Raw genomic sequence first — 19,965 nt, 5'->3', positions numbered from 1 at the left:
CTGAATCCGCGCCCAGTTGTTGAGGGGAAGGCCCGCGTGCGCCGAGGCCGGCGTCCGTCAAGACCGGCCTCCGCTGAGGCCGGCGTCCGCTGAGGCCGGCATCCGTCAACCGGTGCTGAGATCCAGCGGCGACGGCTCATCATCGGACAGGTGCGCGTACGCCGTCGCGGCGGGCGCCCGCGCCTTGCGGGCATCGTGAATACGGGCGATCTGGGTGGCGGTTTCAAGGAGCACGACGAGCGGTACGCCGAGGGCGAGCATCGTGAACGGATCCCCCGACGGTGTGACCACCGCGCTGAAGACAAACGCCAGGAAATACGAAATCCGCCGGGATTTGGCCAGTCGCCGGTAGCTGAGAATGCCGATCCGGTTCAACAGTACGACGAGAAGCGGGATGTCGAACGACAGGCCGAAAATCAGCAGCATGGCGAGAATGTACGTGAGGTAATGGTCGATGGAAATGAGGCTGACCGTTCCCGCCGGTGCGAAATTGAGGAGCACCTGCAGACCCTTCGACATCACGAAGTACGCGAGGGTCGCGCCGCCGCAGAAGAGCGGAACGGCGGTTGCTACGAACTGCAAAGCGTAACGCCGCTCGTTTTTGTGCAATCCCGGTGTGACGAAGGCCCAGAGCTGGTACAGCCAGATCGGCGAGGCAAGCAGGATGCCGCCGATCGCGGCCACTTTCAGATGCCAAATAATCGGGTCGAAAACGCTGGAAAAGACGAGGTCGCCGCAGCCGTTTGCGGTCGTTGCGATGCTGTGCGGCTGATGGACTTGGCAGTACGGCCGCCGCAGAATCGACCAGATCGGATTGAAGAATGCGTACGAGACACCGGCGCCGACGAGAATGGCCAGCAGGCTCTTGAGAATGCGGGCTCGCAATTCGCGGAGGTGTTCCCCGAGCGGCATGCGCCCCTCGGGGTCACGCCGGCGAGCCATTGGCGGAACCCCAGACTGCTAGTGCGGCGCTTGCTGCCCTTGAGCCGGCGGCGCCTCGCCCGCAGGTGGAACCGGCGCGTACGGAGCCGGCGGCGCCCAGCCTTGAGGCGGTGCCGGCGGTGTGCCCGGCGGCGGGACGGGCGGATAGCCCGGCGTCCCGCTACCCGCAGTAGGGACCGGCGGATAGCCCGGCGTCCCGCTACCCGCAGCCGGCGGTTGCCCGTATCCGGCGGGTGGGTAACCGGGCTGGTACGGCGCCTGAGCGGTGGGGAGCTCGCCGGGTGCCGCGGCCTGCTGAGGTCGATCGTCCTCCGTGAGACCCTTGACTTCGGCCTTGAAGACGCGAAGTGATCGACCGAGCCCGCGTGCGGCGTCCGGCAGCCGTTTCGCGCCGAAGAGCACGAGGGCGAGACCGGCGAGGATCACCCAGACTAATGGGTCTTTCATGATGACGACCCCTCGGGAAACGTGTTGACGATTCGAAACCTCATGCTACGCCCTGTCACCTGCCGCCGAGCCGGTGAGCCGCGCGGCAAGGTCGGCGACGTCACGCAGCAGGGCCTTCACCGTCCGCCAGAGCCGGATGACCAGCAGGGCGGCCACTGCGCCGGCGAGGATGAAGAGTCCGAGGAAGACCATGGCCCAGCCGAAGAAGCTCACGAGGTCATTGCATCACGTGTCCGGCAGGCAAGTGTGTGTGCGGTACATTCACGCGCCCGGCGGGCAGCTGCGTGTCCGGCTACGGCGATTCGACGTCCGTTGATCAGCCGGCGGCGCCGTTCTGCCGGCCGCGTCGCCCATCCGCCCTCCGGGACGGCCTCCCCGGTAGCAGCTCAGCCGCGGAACGCGTGCTCGGCTAACGCGGCGAGATAGTCGGAACGTTCGAGCGCGAGGGCGAAATCGAGCAATTCGTCGTAGCTGAGAGCTGGTCCGCGGTGCGGTTCCAACGCCTCCGCTGGCACGCTCCAGTGAATCGGCCGCACCCCACCGGACACCAACAGCGAAATGATGTGGTCGTCGGCCGGCTTGCGTACTTCCTCGATGCAGCGCGGGCAGCGGAAGGAGTAGTACGAGAGCACCGCTTGGTTGCACACCATGAGGCTCAGATCGGCGGGGGTGAGCTCGACCTCGCCACAGGTGGGGCACGTGGCCTTGATGGTCGTCATCTTGACTCCTTCCCTGGTGTCAACCGCTTCGGCAGGCACCCGCGGAGTCTTGACGACATCTCGGAGGCATTCGGATAGCCCGGACGGCCCATTTTTGGCCTAGGACCGGCTGGACGGCGCACAGCTGCTCGGCCGCTCGGCCCATCGTTGGCCGGCTCGGCCTATCGTCGGCCGCTCGGCCTATCGTCGGCTGCTTAGCATGCGGCGGCGTCCGGTGAGCTCGACCGCCGGCCGCGGATGCGGCGGCCCTCCCCGTTCGCGTCAGTTCGGGTCAGTCGGTGTGTCGAGCGAGAGCGTCCGATACGCCTCCAGGGCCGCCCGCGCGTCGTCGCGTACCTGGGCGGCGAGGTCGCCTGGGGCGAGGATTCGGCCGGTCTGCCCCAAGCGGAGGGCGAGGCGGCGGACCCAGCGGGTGTCCGGTGTCCGGAGCGTGACCGTCAACCCGCCGTCCGGCTCGGCTTCGATCCGGTCGCAGGCGTAGTACTCGACGACCCACCGTGCCTCGGGGGCGAGCCGGAGAGTGACCTCCACGGCGCCGGGCCCCGGCTGGAAGAGGCCCGCGTCGAGATCCCGGGGGGCAATATCGGACGGCGGTTCGGCCGGCACGTCAAGGACTTTTGCCGCTGCGATCCGGTCGAGACGGAAGAGCCGCAGCGCGTCCGCCCGCCAGCACCACGCTTCCAGGTAGGTTCGGCCGTCGACGACTTCGACGCGAAGCGGATCCACTTCCCGCTCGGTGACCTCATCCCGGGACGGCACGTAGTACGACAGGTGCAGCCGCCGACGCTGCTGAAGCGCCTCGTGCACGGCGGCGCTGACCGTCGGGTCGGGCACGGTTTCGACGTCCACGGCAACCGGCGCGTCCCGCGCCGCGTCTTGCATGGCGCTTTCCAATTTGGCGAGCGCGGAGTCCACGGCTTCCCGGTCGATAAGTCCGGGGAGATCCGCGAGCATCCGCAGGGCCACGATGAGCGGAAGCGCTTCGTCCCGCGTCAACCGGAGCGGTGCGGAGATGGTGTCCGCATTACGGATCGTGATGGTGTCGTCGTCGGCGATGTCCACCTCGATGAGGTCATCGGGATAGTAGCCGGGCAGGCCGCAGACAAAGATCAAGTTGAGGTCGCGCCGCAGTTCGGCCTCGGTGACACCAAACGTCTGCGCAACCTCCCCGAGCCGAGCGCCGGGATGCCGGATCAGGTAGGGCACCAAGGAGAGCAACCGGGCCAGGTGAACAGTCGAGTTGGCCGCCACGGTCAGCCCTCCACCAAGGCGCGCAGACGGGTGAGCGCCAGCGTCCGTGCTTCCAGCGGGGCGGCGACGACGACATCGGCGCCGTACTCGAGAACCTCGTCGACGAGCCGCTCCAACCCGCGCTGCCGAATGACGACGAGATCCCAACCGTCACGGCGTTCCTCGACGCGGATCGCCCGGCGGCGCAGGGCAAGTCCCGCGTCCGGCCGGACAAGCAGCTCGACCTCGATCTCCGGGGAGTCGGCGGCGCTGACCGTCCGGTGGACCAGGTCGCGGACGTCGACGCCGTCCGGGACGGTCACGCTCCCCGGTGGTCCGATCCGTTCGACCCCGCCGACGATGCGGCTCAACCGGAAGACGCGTTCGGCGCCGCGGGCTCGGTCGAACCCCGCGAGGTACCAGTTGCCATGCCAACTGACCAAACCCCACGGTTCAACCTCCCGGGCTGCGCCGGGCGTCCGGTAATCGAAGCGCACCGCGGATCGGGAGGTGACAGCCTCCCACAGGTCGCCGAACGCCGGTTCACGGGTGGCCACGCGGGAGTCCAGACCGGAAGGGAATGCGTCCTCCACCGGAACGCCGGCCGCCTCAAGCTTTCGCAGCGCCTCGGATGCCGGCGCGCCGAACGTCGACTGTTGCCAGGTGCGCGCTGCCAGCGCGAGCGCCGTGAGCTCGGCGGGGGTGAAGGTGAGGTCCGGCAACCGGTAGGCGTCGCGGGGAATCCGATAACCCGGCTCGTCGTCGAACACGCTGTTCGTACCGAGTTCCAACGGGATTCCCAGCTCGCGCAACTCCTCCTTGTCGCGTTCGAACTTTCGCTTGAACGCTTCGTCGCTCAAGTTCTCGTAACCGGCGACGGTTTGGCGGATCTGCTCCGCGGTGAGGTAGCGACGGGTGGCGAGCAAGCAGATGACGAGGTTGAGCAGCCGTTCGGTCTTCCGTGCCGACACGATATGACGTTAGCCGATCGGGGGCGTGGGATCGGGCGGTTCGGCCGATCCCGTCGCTCGCTCAGCCGTGGCTGGATCGGTCAGCGCGGTTGGGTGAAGACGGCTACGCAGTTCTGTCCCCCGAAGCCGAATGCCTGCGTCATCGCGGTGTGAACGAGCATCGTGCGCGCAACCTTCGGGACGTAGTCGAGGTCGCACTCCGGATCCGGGGTATCCAAGTTGATCGTCGGTGGCACCCGTTGGTCGCGGATGGCCAGCACAGCGACCATCGCCCCGAGGGCACCGGCGGCACCGATGAGATGGCCGACCATCGACTTCGGACTGCTGATGGCAACCTCGTCAGCCGTCGCGCCGAACGCCTGCCGGATCGCCCGGGTCTCCTGCCGGTCGTTGGCCTTCGTCCCGGTTCCGTGGGCGCAAATGTAGTCCACATCGGCCGGCGCGACTCCAGCGCTCTTCAGTGCCTGGTTGATGGCCGCCGTGGCGTGTTCCGCGCTGGGGTCCGGCGCAGTGACGTGAAATGCATCGCAGGTGAGCGAACCGCCTGCGTACGCCGCGTAGCAACGGGCGCCGCGCGATCGAGCGTGCTCCGCCGATTCGAGGACCAGGACGACCGCACCTTCGCCGAAGACGAACCCGTCCCGGTCGGCGTCAAACGGGCGGCTCGCAGCGGCCGGGTCGTCGTTCCGGCGGGAGAGCGCTCCGGTGGCTGCCAAGCCGGCGAACATGACGGGCGTGATCGCCGCATCGGTCCCCCCGCAGAGGACGACATCCGCCTCGCCGGATCGAATCAATCGCGCACCCTCGACGACGGCGTACAGGCCGCTGGCGCACGCCAGTGCGCTCGCCGTGACGGGACCGTGGATGCCGAGGTCCATGGCGACCTCGCACGCCGGCATGTTGGTCAACGACGAGGCGACAAAGTACGGGCTCAACCGTGCGGAGGCGTTTGCCGCCAACCGGCGGGTGGCCTGCTCAACGGTGTCGAATCCGGCGACCGCCGCATTGATGACGACACCGATCCGCTCGGAATTCCGTGTAGTGATGGTGATGTCGGCGTCCTGAATAGCTTCGCGTGCCGCAGCGATGGCGAATTGGCTGAACCGGGCGGTCCGCCGCAGCCGCTTGGCGTCGAGCAGCGCTGCCGGGTCGAAGTCCCGCACCTCGGCGGCGATCCGAACCGGCAGAGAAGTCGCGTCAAACGACGAGATGAGGCCGACTCCGGATCTCCCGGCGCAGAGGGCTTCCCAGGTTGCTTCGCGACTGAGTCCCACCGGGGTAATTGCGCCGATTCCGGTGACGACGACGTCGTCGATCACACGGTAACGCTATCGCAGTGGGCTCGGCGGCCCGGCAGGTGTCTGCTTGGTGAGCTGGGCGGCCAGCCGGTCGGCCGCAGCGAGCCCTTCGGCGAATGCGCGGACGGCGTCCAGCCCGTCGACGTCCCTGGCGCCGCCGATCACCTCGTAGTGGAGGCCTGCCGCGGCCGCTGCCGGGACGAGGTCGTTGTTCGGCTCCTGACCGACGGCCACCACGACGGTGTCCGCGGGGAGTTCCCGGCGGTGCCCGTTCTCGTCAACGATGTGCAGCCCAGAGCTGTCGATCCGTTCGTACTGTGCGCCGTGCAGAATCTGGACGCCCGCGTGGCGGAGTTCGCCGAGGACGACCCAGCGGCTCGACCGCCCAAGCCGTGCGCCGAGCCGTCGCGACCGGTGCACGATTGTCACCTCGCGTGGTATGTCGTCATGCGATATGTCGCTGGGCTCCGGTGTCGGTGGGCTGCCGAGGATCGGGCCGAGCCCGTATGCGGCGCAGAACCGGTCAGTTGCCGACGCGTCACCGGCGGCGGCCGCGAAGTGGGCCGCGTCTACCGCAATTCCTCCCCCGCCGACGATGACGACCCGCCGGCCAAGGTTGGCGGCGTCAAAGGCGGCTGAATAGTCGAGAACGAACGGCAGCGTGGCACCGGGAATTTGCAGCGGCCGTGGATGGACGCCGGTGGCGATGACGATGGCGTCGGTATCGCCGAAACCCGCAACGTCGCCGGGAGCAATCCGGCTGTTCAGATGGACGGCGACTCCAAGCTCGGCAAGCCGCGCGGCGCAGTAGTCGATGGTCCGTCCGTAATCGGCTTTTCCGGGGACGTTGCGGGCCAAGCGGAATTGGCCGCCGAGCTCAGGCGCCGCTTCGAAGAGTTCGACATCGACGCCGTGCTCGGCAAGCCGGATGGCCGCCTGCAGTCCGGCCGGTCCGCCGCCGACGACGACGACCCGCCCGCGCCCACCGCCGACGACGACAACCGGACCGCGGCCGGTGTCTCGGGCAACCGTCGGGTAGCGCCTTTCCCATCCGGCCCGCGGATTGACGAGGCAGGAGACGTGCTCGTCAACGAGGGAACGGTCAATGCACGCCTGGTTGCACGCGATGCAGACGTTGACCGCCCGCCCGGCGCGATGTTTCGCGATCAATCCGGGATCGGCGAGAAACGGCCGGGCCATCGAGACGAAATCCGTGTCGCCGCGGGCAAGACATGCCTCCGCCTGGTCCAGGCGGTTCACCCGGTTACCGGCGATAACAGGTCGACCGCTGGCGACGGCTTTGATGCGGCGCGCGATCGGCAGCCATACCCCGTGTGGCACAACCGTCTGCACGGTTGGTACGGGTGACTCGTGCCAGCCGATGCCGACGTTGAGCGCATCGACACCGACTTCCACCAGGGCCGCGGCGAACGCGTCGACGTCCTCTGCAGGTGTGCCGCCCTCCACGAGATCCGCGCCCGAGATGCGCACGATCAGGGGAAAATCGGGCCCGAGCGCGGCCCGGATCCGCCGGGCGACCTCAACGCCGAACCGCCGGCGCCGCTCCGGATCGCCGCCCCAGTCGTCATCCCGCAGATTCGTTGCCGGGGCGAGGAATTCGTTGATGAGATACCCCTCCGAGGCCATCACCTCGACAGCCGCGAAGCCCGCGTTTGCGGCGAATTCAGCAGCGGCGACGAAGTGGTCGAGCGTCGCTTCGATGTCGTCGGCGGTCATCGCGCGCGGCTCACGGCCGGCGAATCGGCTGAAAACCGGGGACGGCGCGACCGGCTGCATCTGCTCGCCCAGGAGCGCGTAGCGGCCGGCGTGAAAGAGCTGGAGCGCAAGGAGTCCACCGGCGCGGCGAATGTGCTGCGCGAGCGTCGCCAACCGGCGGCGGTCGGCGTCCCGGGTGAGGACGGCGTATCCCGGGCCGCCGGCGCCGAACGGATCGACTGCGGCTCCTCCGGTGACGATCAGCCCCGCCCCACCCTCGACCCGTTCCCGATAAAAGGCGACGAGGTCGTCGACGTCACCGGTCTCGGTGCCCAAGTGCATGGCACCCATCACGATGCGGTGTGGAAGATCGAGGGTTCCGATGCGGCCGGGCGTGAAAACGTGCCGAAAGTCGCGAGCGTCGATCGTCATCACGGTGTCACTGCGCCGGCCTATGCATCCCAGGCAAGCGGCGGGGTGAGGTCGTGAGCGAACGGAGGCGAGACGATCGAGAGCCCCCCGTCGACGACCAGCGTCTGCCCGGTGATGTACTCAGCCGCCGGGGAGAGGAGGAATTCCACGGCGTCCGCGACTTCCTGCACAGTGCCGGGACGACCCTTCGGAATTTTCGCGAGCACGGTTTCGATCGGCGCCATTCCCGGAATTCCGTAGAAGTAATCGAGGGAATCCGATTGAATGAGCCCGCCGCTCACCGCGTTGACATTGATGCCCCGCGGCGCGAATTCCATCGCCATGTACCGGACCCATGCTTCAATCGCAGCCTTCGCCGCCCCTAAATTCGCGTACGTCGGATACGCGCGGGTGCTGCCGTAACTGGAGAGCGCAACGATGCGCCCGCCGCGATCCATCAGCTCGACAGCCCGCTGCGCGCCGAGAACGAAGGCGCGGACGTTCATCGCGAAGCTGCGATCCAGGTGGTGTTGGCGGATGTCCATGATGTTTTTGAACGCGCTGGCCGCCGCGTTGGAAACGAAATAGTCGAGCCGGCCGTAGGCGTCGCGTGCCGTCTCGAAGAGCCGGTTGATGTCATCGGGATTTTCGACGTCCGCAGCGACCGTGATCGCTTGGCCCCCGGCCTGCTCGACCTCCTTGCGGACCTGCTCGGCAAGGTCGGCGTTCTTCTTGTAATTGAGGACGATTGTCGCACCCCCCGTGGCGAGGGTTATGGCGACTGCACGCCCGATGCCCCGGGATCCGCCGGTGATCAATGCAATGCGGCCGCGGTAGTCACCTACCGGGCGGTGTGCTGTCGTCTCCTCCGACACCCTCGACCTCGCAGCCTCTTTCCGTCGACGTCTTCTCCGCTTCTCCGCGCGGTCTGTTCTCTGCTCCCCTTGGCCGCCGCCCAGTGCAGTCGGGGGCGGGCGGCAGTCCGGTGACCGGCGCTCCGTCCAGCTTGGCCCGCCGTCCGTGAGCTAGCGATCCGGCGCGGCGCGCGACGGCGCCGTCCGTGGCAGCATAACGAAACACTGCGGGAGGCCGGCGGCGCGCAGGCGCGTGTGCCGGTCAGGGCACCGAGGACGGCGGGGTCGAGGGATCGACCGCGGGGGTCGGCTCCACCACCAACCGGTAACCGATGCCCGGCTCGGTCCGCAGGTACCGGGGGTGCGCCGGATCCGGTTCCAATTTCCGGCGCAGCTGAGCCATGTACACCCGCAAGTAGTGGGTCTCGTTCCGGTAGGTGGGTCCCCACACGTCGTGGAGGAGTTGGCGGGTGGTGACGAGCCGGCCGGCGTGCCGGGCAAGGATGTCGAGGATGTGCCATTCGGTCGGGGTCAGCCGGATCGGTTCGTCGCCGCGGCGCACGGTCTTGTCCGCGAGGTCAATGGTGAAGTCCGGAGTGATGATGCGCGGTTCGGCCGATGTCGGGCGGGCCCGTCGGATGGAAGCCCGGAGTCGCGCCAGGAGCTCGTCCATGCCGAACGGCTTTGTCACGTAGTCGTCAGCGCCGGCGTCCAATGCCTTGACCTTCTGCGCTTCCTGGTCGCGGGCCGATAGGACGAGGATCGGCATGGTGGACCACCCTCGAACGCCGCCGATGACGTCGATGCCGTCCATGTCCGGCAGGCCCAGATCGAGAATCATGAGGTCCGGTTTGTGTGCCGTGACGAGCTGCAGGGCCGTGCGGCCGTCGAACGCGGTGTACACCTCGTAGCCCCGGGCGGTGAGATTGATCCGCAATGCCCGGACGATCGCGGGTTCATCGTCGACGACCAGGACGCTGGCCACTCTGCACCTATGCGTCGATGTCGCTCGGCACGTAAGCGGATATCGGCAGCTCAACGCGCATCGTGACACCGCCTCCCGGCGTCTCGAGTACGTGAATCTCGCCGCCCAGCGCTTCTACGAAACCCCTCGCTACCGCAAGGCCAAGTCCCACTCCGCCGCCGCGTCGGTCGTCGAGTTGCTGAAACGGTTGGAAAACGCGGTCACGCGCGTGTGGCGGTATCCCCGGGCCGTGGTCGACGACATCGATGCGGACTTTCTCGCCGCGGATTCGCGCGACGACCGCAGGGGGGAGGTGCGGTGGTGAATGACGCAATGCGTTGGCGACGAGATTCGCCAGTACGCGTTCGAGAAGCCCGGGGTCGGTTGCGATGAGGGGGAGGTCCTCGGGAATGTCCAGCTGCACCCGCTCGGCGTCCGCCAAACCCGCCAGCGCGAGCGGGGCGACCTCCTCGAGGGCGGTGGGCCGGAGGAACGGTTGCACGGCACCCGTGTGAATTCGGCTCATGTCCAGCAGGTTCGCGATGAGCGCGTCGAGCTGATCCGTTGCTTGGTCGACCGAACTCAGCAATTCCGCGACGTCGGACGGCGACCACTGGATGTCGGTCTGGCGAAGGGTGCTCACGCCCGCTTTGATCGACGCCAGCGGGGTGCGCAAGTCGTGACTCACGGCCGCAAGCAGCGCGGTGCGCATCCGGTTGCCCGCAGCAAGCGCTTCAGCTTGCGAGGCTTGGATGCGGAGGCGTTGCCGCTCGAGCGCCGCCGCGGCTTGCGCCGCGTACGCCCGAAGCAGCCGATCCGGCGGCGATTCGGCGCTGACACCGACGACCAGCCGCAGTGCCGCTCCGGCGGGCAGGATCGCCGCGTGCTGCGGGTCATTGCCCCCTGCCGCAGAACCAGCTTTCGCAACCGTGACCCACGTGCCGCCGCAGCGCTCCTCCAGAACGACCGGGCTGCCGGTCTCCTTTGCCAGCTCGTCGAGCACTGCCTGCGGACTGTCGTCCCCGCCCAGCAGCCGCTCCGCAAGCGCCAGCAGCAGATCTGCTTCCCGACGGCGCGCTTCCGCAAGCTGCGCCCGGCGTGCCGAGAGATGGACGAGAAAGCTCACCGAGAGCGCCACCGCAACGAAGAGCAGGATGCTGGCGATGTTCTCGGGCGCATCGATGGTCCAGGTATGCACGGGTGGGCTGAAGTACCAGTTGATGAGCAGGCCTGCCGACAGTGCTGCGGCGATCGCGACCCAGACGCCGCCGATCATGGTGACGACGAGGACGACGAGGAGGTAGCCGAGCGCAACGTCCGCCAGCGCGTGACGCGCGGTAGTCGTCAATAGGACCGTCGCTATCGGGAGCAGGACGGCACTGGTAAGCAGGCCGAGTACCTGCCGGCGCCAGCTGAGGCTGGCGAGCGCGTGCGGCCGGCGTCGTGTGCCAGCGGATCGGGCCATTGCCACGTCGTCCAGTATTCCGGCGTCCCCGTCGGCGCTGTCGGCAGACCCGTTCGTCGTTGCCCTCGATGCGGACCGGCGCCTCACAGCTCCTGCCGCGGATGCCGTGGAGGTCACCACGCCCAGGACGACGGCCGCGACGGGCGCTTGGCTGAGGTGAATCGCGGCAAACGGCTGGGCGGAGAACGAGGCGGCGAAGAACCACCCCAACAGTCCGAGCAACGGCGCGGTCGCCGGTTGACTGCGAAACGAGAACCAGCCGACGATCCCCGCTTCTCCCGCGGTCACCGCATCTGCAGGGAGGCCGCCGACCGCCACCACAAAGGCGGCGAACAGGAGGGAGACCACGAAGAGGGCGGGCAGCGCTACCGCGGCCGGCAGGGAATCTCGCACCCTTCCATTGCAAGCATGCGTTTTCGAGTACGAAGAAATCTTGACGAATTCTTTACGGGTGCCGGGTGATTCTTGACGCGATTGCGACGTCCCGCCGCGCCGCCGCGACGTACGGTCGGATCGTGCGTATGGGGATATCGGAGCAAGCGCTGTTCGTGCCCAGCATTCCGCGGCGCGGGGCGTGCGGCACGCGGCCAGCGGATGGTAAGCGCCGTTCGCGCCCGGCATGCCACGGATGAGTCGTCGGACGTATCGGTGACGCACCCGGTGGACCATCAGATCTCCTCTTCCCCAGCCGCTGTTGACGCCCTACCGCTGCCCCATCCCCCTGCGCTCCGGGAATCCCTTGCGTACCGGCTGAAGTGCCGGCTCCTGGGCCCGCCGTTGGTGACCGCGCGGTTGCGTCACGAACGGCTCTCGGAGCCGGTCGCACTGGGCGTGCTGTCACCGGATTGCATCTCGTCCTCGGCATACGGTCCGGAGGAGATGCTCATCGAGTTGCTTCCGTATTTCGGCGTGCTTGCGTTCACCTTGGTGTTGCCGGTTACCGCGACGATTCTCTTTATCTTGCTATTGCTCACATTCTCGTACCGGGACGTCGTCAGCGTCTATACGCGATCCGGCGGCAGTTATGTCGTCGCCCGGGAGAATTTCGGCCCGCGGGTGGCCCAGATCGCCGCAGTCGCCCTGCTGATTGATTATGTCGTGACGGTGGCCGTGCAGTGCTCAGCTGGTACGGTTGCCGTGGCCTCCGCGATTCCCGCGCTCGGTCGGTACAGTCTAGAGATCACGATTGGTGTTGTCCTGCTCATTGCGTATGGGAATCTGCGTGGCATCCGCGAAGCCGGGCGGTCTTTTGCCGCTCCGACGTACCTGTACGCCTTCTTCATGGTCGTAATGATTGCGGTCGGCCTGGTTCGAGCCGCCCTTGGCACACTGCCTGCTGTCGATCCGAGGACGATTTCTGACGCCCTTCCTGTCGGTCATCACTCGGATGTGCTCTCCTTCGCTGCGATCTTCGTTCTCCTGCGGTCGTTTGCCAACGGCGGTTCCTCGCTCACCGGTTTTGAAGCAATTTCCAACGGCATCAGCGTGTTCCGGCAGCCGGAGTCGGTCCACGCCCGGCGCGTTCTCGTCGCCATGGCGCTGATTCTCGGCGTTCTCGTCGGCGGCGTCTCCCTGCTCGCCTATCTGACGCACGTGCCGCCCCGGGTGACCGGTTATCCGTCGGTGGTCGCGCAGGAGGCGCGGCTCGTCTTCGGCGACGGGGTTGCCGGACACGTGCTCTTCGCTCTCCTGCAGATCGCGAGTGCCCTCATCCTGTACACCGGCGGGAACACAAGCTTCAACGGCTTTCCGTTCCTTGCCAGCTTTGTCGCCGAAGATTCGTTCCTGCCTCGTCAGTTGACGAAGCGGGGCCATCGATTGGTGTACTCCAACGGGATCATCGTCCTGACAGCCGTGGCCGTGGCGTTGCTGCTCGTCACCGGCGCCCGGGTCAACGCACTCGTTCCGTTTTACGCCATCGGCGTCTTCACCGGCTTCACGATGGCCGGAGCCGGGTTGGTGCGCTACCACTGGCGGCGGCGTGGCACCGGTTGGCGTCGGTGGGTTGTCATCAACTTTCTTGCCGCTGTCATGTGTGCAGCGGTCGTCCTCATTTTCGCCATCGTCAAATTCACCGAAGGCGCGTGGGTCGTCGTCGTACTTTTCCCGATACTGGTCTTTGCACTGATCCGTATCAACGAGCGCTACCGGGCGGAGCAGGCCGCGCTCGCTGCGCAACGCGATCAGGTGCTCACACCGGCGAATTACGTTCGCCACCAGGTGTACGTGCTGGTCAACGAGATAGACCTGGCAAGCCTCGCGGCATTGCGTTACGCCGCGACGCTGCGTCCGACGACGCTGTCCGCCGTGCACGTGGCGATCGACGGCCCGCATGCGCGGACCCTGCAAGACGACTGGCAGCGCATTATCCAGCGGATACCGCTGGAGATTGTGAACTGCCCGGATCGGCGGCTGGAACGTGCCGTCATGCAACTGGTTTTCCAGGCCGCCCAACGGCCGGGGACCCACGTGACCGTCGTCCTGCCGCGCCGGCGCTTTGGATGGCTCGGCCAACTCATGCATGACCGGACCGCCGACAAGCTGGCCGGCATTATCAGCCGGATCCCGAACGTCGTGGCGACCATCGTGCCCCACGACGCGTTGCCCCGGGAATTCGGCCGCCGCCACGCAGCAGCAATGGCCGAGCGGCAGGTGACCAACGAAGGCGCCATCGCACGGAGCGCGCCGCCGGACGGGCTGGTCGCCGATGACGGAGCCACCCGAATCGCCGCCCTGCGATGGCGGCAGACGGCGACCGTCGTCGGACGCATTCATTCCGTTGAGGTGCAACCGGTCGGCGCCGCACCGACGCTCCGGTGTGAAGTCTTTGACGACACCGGGGGGATTCAAGTCTTGTTTCTCGGCCGACGGACCATTCCGGGGATCGAGCCCGGGCGGTGCATCCGACTGACCGGAACAGTGACCGAGCACCGGGGCAGTCTGGCGATTTTCAATCCGAAATACGAACTGCTGACCGAACCGTGACCCGCCGCGCTGCTGAGCCTAGACGCCGGGCTGCCGACAGAACCGTGACCCGCCGCGCTGCTGAGCCTGGACGCCGCCGGCCCGCCGACGGGCCCGCGCTGCCCGCGACTGCAAGGCTCCACGCGTCCGCGGTGCGGAGGCTCCGGGGTCATGCACCGAGGACGGATCGGGCGATCACCGTTTTCTGAATTTCGTTCGTGCCTTCCTCGAAACGCTGGGCGCGGGCGTCGCGGTACACGCGTTCGATGGGACTCGACTGGAAATACCCGATGCCGCCGTGAATCTGGAGGGCTTTGTCGGTCACGCGGGTGAGCATGTCGACGGCGTTGAGCTTCGCCATGGAGGACAGGGTGAGCGCATCGGCGGCACCGCTCTCCCACTGCCGGGCGGCGTACAGGGTCAACTGCCGCGCCGCTTCGATATCGGTGGCGTTCTCGGCGAGGGCGTAGGCGATGACTTGCCGGTCCGCGAGCCGCTTGCCGAAGGTGACCCGCTGCTTGGCGTACTCGACGGCGAGTTCCTGGGCCCGGCGGGCCAAGCCGACGCACGTCATGGCGACCGAGATCCGGCTCGGTGTGAGGAAACCGCCGAACGCGACGTCCAACCCTTCCCCTTCGGCGCCGAGGCGGTTGGCGACCGGCACCGGTGTCTCCCGGAAGATGAGGTGGGCGTGGTCCGTGCCCCGCACCCCCATCGACGGTGACATTTCTTTCACGACGACGTTCGGTGAATGCCGGTCGACCATGAGCGCGACGGTGCCGTCCTTGCCCGTGGTGCCGGCGACACGGGCGAAGAGGAGCCAATAATCGCACCGGACGCCGAACGTGATGAGGTGCTTTTCCCCGGTGAGGTAGTACGTGTCGCCGTCCCGCACCACGGTGCTCCGGATATCCGCTCCGGTGCCGGCTGTCGGCTCGGTGAGGGTGAAGGCCACCCGGATATCGCCGGCAACCTGTGGAAGGACGAATTTCTTGCGCTGCTCGTCGGTTGCGAGCTGGTCGATGGCCCGCCAAATGCCGTTGACGACATGCACAATCATCCGGAGCGAGGCGTGGGACATCGCGAAGAGCTCGACGAGCTCGAGGTATTTGGAGAATTGCAGTCCCCGTCCGCCGTACTCCTGGGGCGCCGCAAGCCGAAGGTAACCGCGGTCCCGAAGTTCCGTCCAGAGGCTCTCCGGCACCCGGTTCTCGGCTTCGATCTGTTCGGCGTACCGCTCCCCCGGTCCGCGGACGAACTCCTCGACCTCCCGCCGAAGCGCCTCGAATTCCTCGTCGTCGTTCACGGTCACTCACTTTCCGTGTCGCAGGGATCCAGGGTTGCTCTCGCTGCGCAAAATGTCCGCGATCCGCTCGCGGAGTTTGAACTTCTGGATTTTACCGCTCGGGTTGCGTGGCAGTTCATCGATGATCTCCAGCCGCTCCGGCCAGTATTGCTTGGCGACATGACGTTCGTCGAGGTACTGCTGCACCTGCGGAAACGTCAGTGTTGCCGCCGGCCGCAGCACCACGAACGCGCAGGCACGTTCGCCCAGCCGCTCGTCGGGCATGGCGACGATCGCGACGTCCCGAATCGCCGGGTGGGTGTGCAGAATCTGCTCCACCTCGGCGACCGGTATCTTCTCGCCGCCGCGGTTGATGACATCCTTGGCCCGCCCGGTGATGCGGACATATCCAGATTCATCGATGACCGCGAGGTCGCCGCTGCGATACCAGCCGTCTGGGGTGAGCGCCTGCGCCGTCCACTCCGGGTGGTCCAGGTACCCCTCGAAGAGGCACGGGGTCTTCACCTCGAAATGTCCTTCCACCCCGCGGGCGAGCTCCTCGCCGTGGTCATCGACGACGCGGACGGCGATGTCGGCAAGCGGCCGGCCGTCGGTGCCCCAGACTTTGGCGGGCTCATCCGTGGGCGCAGCGAGCGTGCCCAAGCACGTTTCCGTTGTGCCCCAGGCCCCGCAGACCGCCGCGCCGAGGAGCCGGGTGGCCCGTTCCGCGAGATTCCGCGGCACCGCGGCACCGGTGGCGACGAAAATCCGCAGACTCTCCAGCGGCTCGCCGCTTTCCTCCACCGCGCTCACCAAATCCGCGAGGAACGGCGTCGCGGCCTGCACGAATGTCGCGCGGCGGCGGCGGATGGCCGCTGCAGCGATCCGCCCGTCCCACACCGGCTGCAGAATCTGCGGTACGCCGAGCCCGAAGGCGAGCCACATGCCGTAGAGAAACCCGGTTTGGTGGGCAAGGGGTGACGGGACGAAAATGCGGTCGGCGTTGGTGAGTCCCAAGTGGCGGATTTCCATGCCGACCGCGCGGGTGAGGGTGTTCATGCGGTGCAGCACGCCCTTGGGTTCCCCGGACGTCCCCGAGGTGAAGAGAAGCTGGGCCCGCGCGTCCGGCGCCGGACGGCGCGTCGCGAGAATGCGGTCCCGCTCCGTACGGTCCGTTCGCGCGGCGGCGACCCAGTCGTCGAAGGTCTGCCACTGCACGCCCGCCGGCCCGTCCGGAACCGGACCCGGTCCCAGCACGATGACGCGGCGCACCGACACATCCGGTTCTTCGGTGAGAAGGGCATGGGTTTCCGCGACATAATCGCGGTTGCGGAAATATCGGGGCACGACAAGAACACGGGCGCGGGAGCGTGTGAGCATGAACGCGACTTCCCGCCGGCGGTAGAACGGCATCAACGGGCAGCTCACCGCCCCGATCCGGGCGACCGCCAATGCCAGCGTCGGGAATTCCGCGCAATTCGGCAATTGGTACGCCACCGGCTCCGCCGGCTCCACTCCAGACCGCAGCAAGGCGAGCGCGACGTCGCTTGCCTGCTCGTCGAATTCCCGCCAGGTGATGGTGCGATCCGCGTCACCGGTCACTCCGATGTCGATGACGGCGGGTTCGTCCGGCCGCTGCCGAGCCCATCGCGCGACAAGCTGGTCAATCGGTACGGCGGCCAGTCGTCCGGGTGTCACCGTTGATGCGGTGCGGCGCGGCGCGGGCCGCGTCGTCCGGGCCGGCGCCGCTTCGACCGACATCGCCACGCCAATACCGTTCATTTCATCCAGGAAGCGCGGATACGAAATGCGATACGCGTTTGGGTAGGTCAGCCGGGTCTCGCCCTCGGCGCGGGACGCCGCCACCGCAAGCGCCATCAGCACCCGGTGGTCATTGAAGGACGACAGGTCCGCACCGACCAGCCGGTCGACACCGTCGCACACGAGCTCGTCTCCGCGCTGCTCCAACCGTCCACCCATGCGGTTCAGTTGAAGCATGGCCGCGACGCGGTCGGATTCCTTCAGCCGGACATGGGCAATATTCCGCAATCTGCTGCGCCCCTTGGCGAAGGTGGCGAGCACCGAGAGGATCGGCAGCATGTCCGGCACGCTGCGGCAGTCGACGTCGATCGGGGCAAGGTCGATCCCGTGATGGGTGACCCGGACCACGCCGGCGTCAGGGTCGATCCGCATCGGCAGGCCCATGCCGGCGACGATGTCGAGCAGATCCGCCTCGGGATGGTCAGTCTCGGACGCCGAGAGGGCCGGCAACCCGCGAAAGAGGACATCCGAGGGGTGCAGTGCGGTCACTGCGAGCCCAAATGCGGCGGCGCCGACATCCGGCGGCAGCGTGACGGTCGCCGGGCGGGGAGTCTGGTTGGGCGGGACTTCAAACCGCCGGCCATCGGGCGCGGCGTCGACGTGGAGGCCGAACTCCCGCATCATCCGGATGGTGAGATCGATGTAGGAGCGCTCGTTGAGTTCGCCGTCCACCTCGATGACGGTGGTGGCGGCGGCGAACGGCGCCAGAAGGAGCAGCCCCGAAATCCACTGCGACAACGTTCCGGCGATCGTCACCCGGCCGCCGCGCGGACGGCCCGGTCGCACCTCGATGGGCGGGCACCCGGTGGCCGATCCCACCTGCATGCCGAGGGCCTGCAGAGCGGCGAGCAGCGGCCGGATCGGGCGGCGCTGAAAGTAGCGTTGGCCGACGATCCGCACCGGCGCGTCGGCGAGCCCGGCGAGCCCGGTGAGGAAGTACAGGGTTGTGCCCGAGCTGCCGACCGACACGTCGGCACGGCGCGGCCGGTAGGGTCCGCCGCGGACGACGAAGGTGTTGCCGTCGACGTCGATGCGGGTGCCGAGGGCGCGGAGTGCGCCGATGGTGTACCGGACATGCCCGGCGTCCGACAGGCCGTGGATGTAGCTGGTCCCGTCTGCCAGCGAGGCGAGGATGAGGGCGCGGTGGGCGTGGTACTTGGAGTTTGGGATAGCCAGCTCGCCGGTAAGCTCGCCGACCGTCTCCTTGACGATGAGGCGCATGAACCCCTCCCGCTTGATCGGGCCGGTCAGGGGGTGAACCGGCCACGCGTGCAGCGCGGTCGCGTCAGGACGCGGCGATCGTCAGCCTATGGCGTCGACACTGGATCTCCGGCGAAGGGTCGGCTTGGACGCCGGCGAAGGGTCGGCTTGGACGCCGGCGTGGGGTCGGCTGCGATGCCGTGGCGGTCGGCCGGCTGCCGGCTGCAGCGACAGGCCGGCTGCCTGACGGCGGCCGGTTCTCGGTTGCGGCGACGGGCGCGACGCCGTACCGCCGTACCGAGATCACATGCTGGCGATCAGCTTCTCCACCCGCTCGTCGACCGAGCGGAACGGATCTTTGCAGAGCACGGTCCGCTGCGCCTGGTCGTTGAGTTTGAGGTGCACCCAATCGACGGTGAAATCCCGGCGCTTTTCTTGGGCGTGCCGGATGAATTCACCGCGCAACCTCGCCCGCGTCGTTTGCGGCGGCGTCGATTTCGCTTCGAAAATCTGCACGTCGTGGGCGACCCGTTCCACCGCGCCTTTCCGCTCGAGAAGGTAATACAGGCCGCGCGTCCGCTTGACGTCGTGGTACGCCAGATCAATCTGGGCCACCCGTGGCGAGGACAGCGGAAGGTCATGCCTGGCGCGGTAGGCCTCGATGAGCCGGTACTTGATGACCCAGTCGATTTCCCGGTCGACCAGGGACAGATCACCGGTGCGGACCGCGCGGAGCGTGCGCTCCCACAGGTCGAGAACGCGTTTCGTCACCGCATCGGTGCCGCGCCGCTCAAGGAATTCCTGCGCCTTGCTGAGATATTCCTCCTGGATCTCGAGAGCGCTGGCTTCCCGGCCGTTGGCCATCCGGATCCGGCGGCGTCCGGTGGGGTCGTGACTCACCTCGCGGATCGCCCGAATCGGGTTCTCCAGGCTGAGGTCGCGGAGGACGACGCCCGCTTCGATCATGCGCAGCACGATGTCCGTCGAGCCGACTTTCAGCAGGGTGGACGGCTCGGCCATGTTCGAGTCGCCGACAATCACGTGCAGCCGTCGGAACCGTTCCGCATCGGCGTGCGGCTCATCACGGGTATTGATGATCGGTCGACTGCGCGTCGTCGCGCTGGAGACGCCCTCCCAAATGTGCTCGGCGCGCTGGCTCAAGCAGTACACAGCGCCGCGGGGTGTCGCCAGCACCTTGCCGGCGCCGCAGATGAGTTGGCGGGTGACGAGAAACGGGATGAGGACGTCGGCAAGGCGGCTGAACTCGCCTTGCCGTGTCACGAGATAATTTTCGTGGCACCCGTAGGAATTTCCGGCGGAATCGGTGTTGTTCTTGAACAGGTAAATATCGCCGGTGATGCCTTCCTCGCGCAGCCGGTGTTCGGCGTCGACCAACAGACCCTCCAGGGTCCGCTCCCCCGCCTTGTCATGGACGACAAGGTCGACGAGGTTGTCGCACTCCGGTGTCGCATACTCCGGGTGACTTCCGACGTCCAAGTACAGCCGTGCGCCGTTGCGCAGGAAGACATTGCTCGACCGTCCCCAACTCACCACCCGGCGGAAGAGGTAGCGGGCGACCTCATCGGGGGAGAGCCGGCGCTGGCCGTGGAACGTACAGGTGACGCCGTACTCGTTCTCCAGCCCGAAAATGCGCCGGTCCATACGTCGAGCCTAGGCC

At 67.3% G+C, this 19,965-nt stretch carries 15 protein-coding genes; 1 reads left to right on the top strand and 14 read right to left on the bottom strand.

The genetic code is table 11. The features are described from left to right. Positions 1 to 105 precede the first annotated feature (105 nt). The 11 genes from tatC to ACEL_RS06145 all read right to left on the bottom strand — a co-directional run bounded on the left by tatC (position 106) and on the right by ACEL_RS06145 (position 11,410). Entirely contained in the window at positions 106 to 942 is an 837-nt protein-coding gene (gene tatC / locus ACEL_RS06190; RefSeq protein WP_011720040.1) for a twin-arginine translocase subunit TatC, read from the bottom strand. 18 nt (positions 943 to 960) lie between these two features. Continuing rightward, the gene (tatA, locus tag ACEL_RS12605) at positions 961 to 1,389 is read right to left on the bottom strand and encodes a Sec-independent protein translocase subunit TatA (RefSeq protein ID WP_011720039.1); all 429 of its coding nucleotides are present in this window, start codon (positions 1,387 to 1,389) and stop codon (positions 961 to 963) included. 45 nt (positions 1,390 to 1,434) lie between these two features. Beyond that, on the bottom strand, positions 1,435 to 1,602 hold the full coding sequence (locus tag ACEL_RS12270) for a hypothetical protein (protein ID WP_011720038.1): 168 nt from the start codon (positions 1,600 to 1,602) through the stop codon (positions 1,435 to 1,437). 173 nt (positions 1,603 to 1,775) lie between these two features. Then, positions 1,776 to 2,108 carry a hypothetical protein gene (locus tag ACEL_RS06180; RefSeq protein ID WP_011720037.1) on the bottom strand — a complete coding sequence of 111 codons (333 nt, stop codon included), beginning with the start codon at positions 2,106 to 2,108 and terminating at the stop codon, positions 1,776 to 1,778. Between the two features lie 261 nt (positions 2,109 to 2,369). Further along, positions 2,370 to 3,359, bottom strand: a complete 990-nt coding sequence (locus tag ACEL_RS12345; RefSeq protein ID WP_011720036.1) for a helix-turn-helix transcriptional regulator — start codon at positions 3,357 to 3,359, stop codon at positions 2,370 to 2,372. Between the two features lie 2 nt (positions 3,360 to 3,361). Next, entirely contained in the window at positions 3,362 to 4,309 is a 948-nt protein-coding gene (locus tag ACEL_RS12340) for a helix-turn-helix transcriptional regulator (RefSeq protein ID WP_011720035.1), read from the bottom strand. An 80-nt stretch (positions 4,310 to 4,389) separates the two neighbouring features. Beyond that, on the bottom strand, positions 4,390 to 5,628 hold the full coding sequence (fabF, locus tag ACEL_RS06165) for a beta-ketoacyl-ACP synthase II (protein ID WP_011720034.1): 1,239 nt from the start codon (positions 5,626 to 5,628) through the stop codon (positions 4,390 to 4,392). A gap of 9 nt (positions 5,629 to 5,637) precedes the next feature. After that, a complete protein-coding gene (locus ACEL_RS06160; RefSeq protein ID WP_011720033.1) occupies positions 5,638 to 7,755 on the bottom strand; it encodes an oxidoreductase in 2,118 nt (705 codons plus the stop codon). A 20-nt stretch (positions 7,756 to 7,775) separates the two neighbouring features. Then, positions 7,776 to 8,609: an SDR family oxidoreductase gene (locus tag ACEL_RS06155; RefSeq protein ID WP_011720032.1), complete on the bottom strand. Its 834-nt coding sequence runs from the start codon at positions 8,607 to 8,609 to the stop codon at positions 7,776 to 7,778. Between the two features lie 241 nt (positions 8,610 to 8,850). Continuing rightward, on the bottom strand, positions 8,851 to 9,573 hold the full coding sequence (locus ACEL_RS06150; RefSeq protein WP_011720031.1) for a response regulator: 723 nt from the start codon (positions 9,571 to 9,573) through the stop codon (positions 8,851 to 8,853). A gap of 7 nt (positions 9,574 to 9,580) precedes the next feature. Further along, positions 9,581 to 11,410, bottom strand: a complete 1,830-nt coding sequence (locus ACEL_RS06145; RefSeq protein WP_011720030.1) for a sensor histidine kinase — start codon at positions 11,408 to 11,410, stop codon at positions 9,581 to 9,583. A gap of 255 nt (positions 11,411 to 11,665) precedes the next feature. On the opposite strand from ACEL_RS06145, the gene ACEL_RS06140 reads away from it, so the two are divergent. Next, complete coding sequence (locus tag ACEL_RS06140) at positions 11,666 to 14,002, top strand: amino acid permease (protein WP_202943330.1); 2,337 nt, start codon at positions 11,666 to 11,668, stop codon at positions 14,000 to 14,002. Between the two features lie 148 nt (positions 14,003 to 14,150). Here the strand turns inward: ACEL_RS06140 and ACEL_RS06135 are convergent, their stop codons facing one another. The 3 genes from ACEL_RS06135 to pafA all read right to left on the bottom strand — a co-directional run bounded on the left by ACEL_RS06135 (position 14,151) and on the right by pafA (position 19,949). Then, positions 14,151 to 15,287: an acyl-CoA dehydrogenase family protein gene (locus tag ACEL_RS06135; protein WP_011720028.1), complete on the bottom strand. Its 1,137-nt coding sequence runs from the start codon at positions 15,285 to 15,287 to the stop codon at positions 14,151 to 14,153. A 6-nt stretch (positions 15,288 to 15,293) separates the two neighbouring features. After that, positions 15,294 to 18,308 carry a 3-phosphoshikimate 1-carboxyvinyltransferase gene (gene aroA / locus ACEL_RS06130; protein ID WP_011720027.1) on the bottom strand — a complete coding sequence of 1,005 codons (3,015 nt, stop codon included), beginning with the start codon at positions 18,306 to 18,308 and terminating at the stop codon, positions 15,294 to 15,296. 282 nt (positions 18,309 to 18,590) lie between these two features. Beyond that, positions 18,591 to 19,949 carry a Pup--protein ligase gene (pafA, locus tag ACEL_RS06125; protein WP_011720026.1) on the bottom strand — a complete coding sequence of 453 codons (1,359 nt, stop codon included), beginning with the start codon at positions 19,947 to 19,949 and terminating at the stop codon, positions 18,591 to 18,593. Positions 19,950 to 19,965: the final 16 nt, after the last annotated feature.

This window comes from Acidothermus cellulolyticus 11B (assembly GCF_000015025.1).
Taxonomy (GTDB): domain Bacteria; phylum Actinomycetota; class Actinomycetes; order Acidothermales; family Acidothermaceae; genus Acidothermus; species Acidothermus cellulolyticus.
This window is presented reverse-complemented; position numbering and strand designations above follow the sequence as displayed.

Coding starts and splice junctions, on each gene's coding strand:
- tatC (WP_011720040.1), bottom strand. CDS start 942: ATGGCTCGCCGGCGTGACCCCGAGGGGCGCATGCCGCTCGGGGAACAC.
- tatA (WP_011720039.1), bottom strand. CDS start 1,389: ATGAAAGACCCATTAGTCTGGGTGATCCTCGCCGGTCTCGCCCTCGTG.
- ACEL_RS06180 (WP_011720037.1), bottom strand. CDS start 2,108: ATGACGACCATCAAGGCCACGTGCCCCACCTGTGGCGAGGTCGAGCTC.
- ACEL_RS06160 (WP_011720033.1), bottom strand. CDS start 7,755: ATGACGATCGACGCTCGCGACTTTCGGCACGTTTTCACGCCCGGCCGC.
- aroA (WP_011720027.1), bottom strand. CDS start 18,308: ATGCGCCTCATCGTCAAGGAGACGGTCGGCGAGCTTACCGGCGAGCTG.
- pafA (WP_011720026.1), bottom strand. CDS start 19,949: ATGGACCGGCGCATTTTCGGGCTGGAGAACGAGTACGGCGTCACCTGT.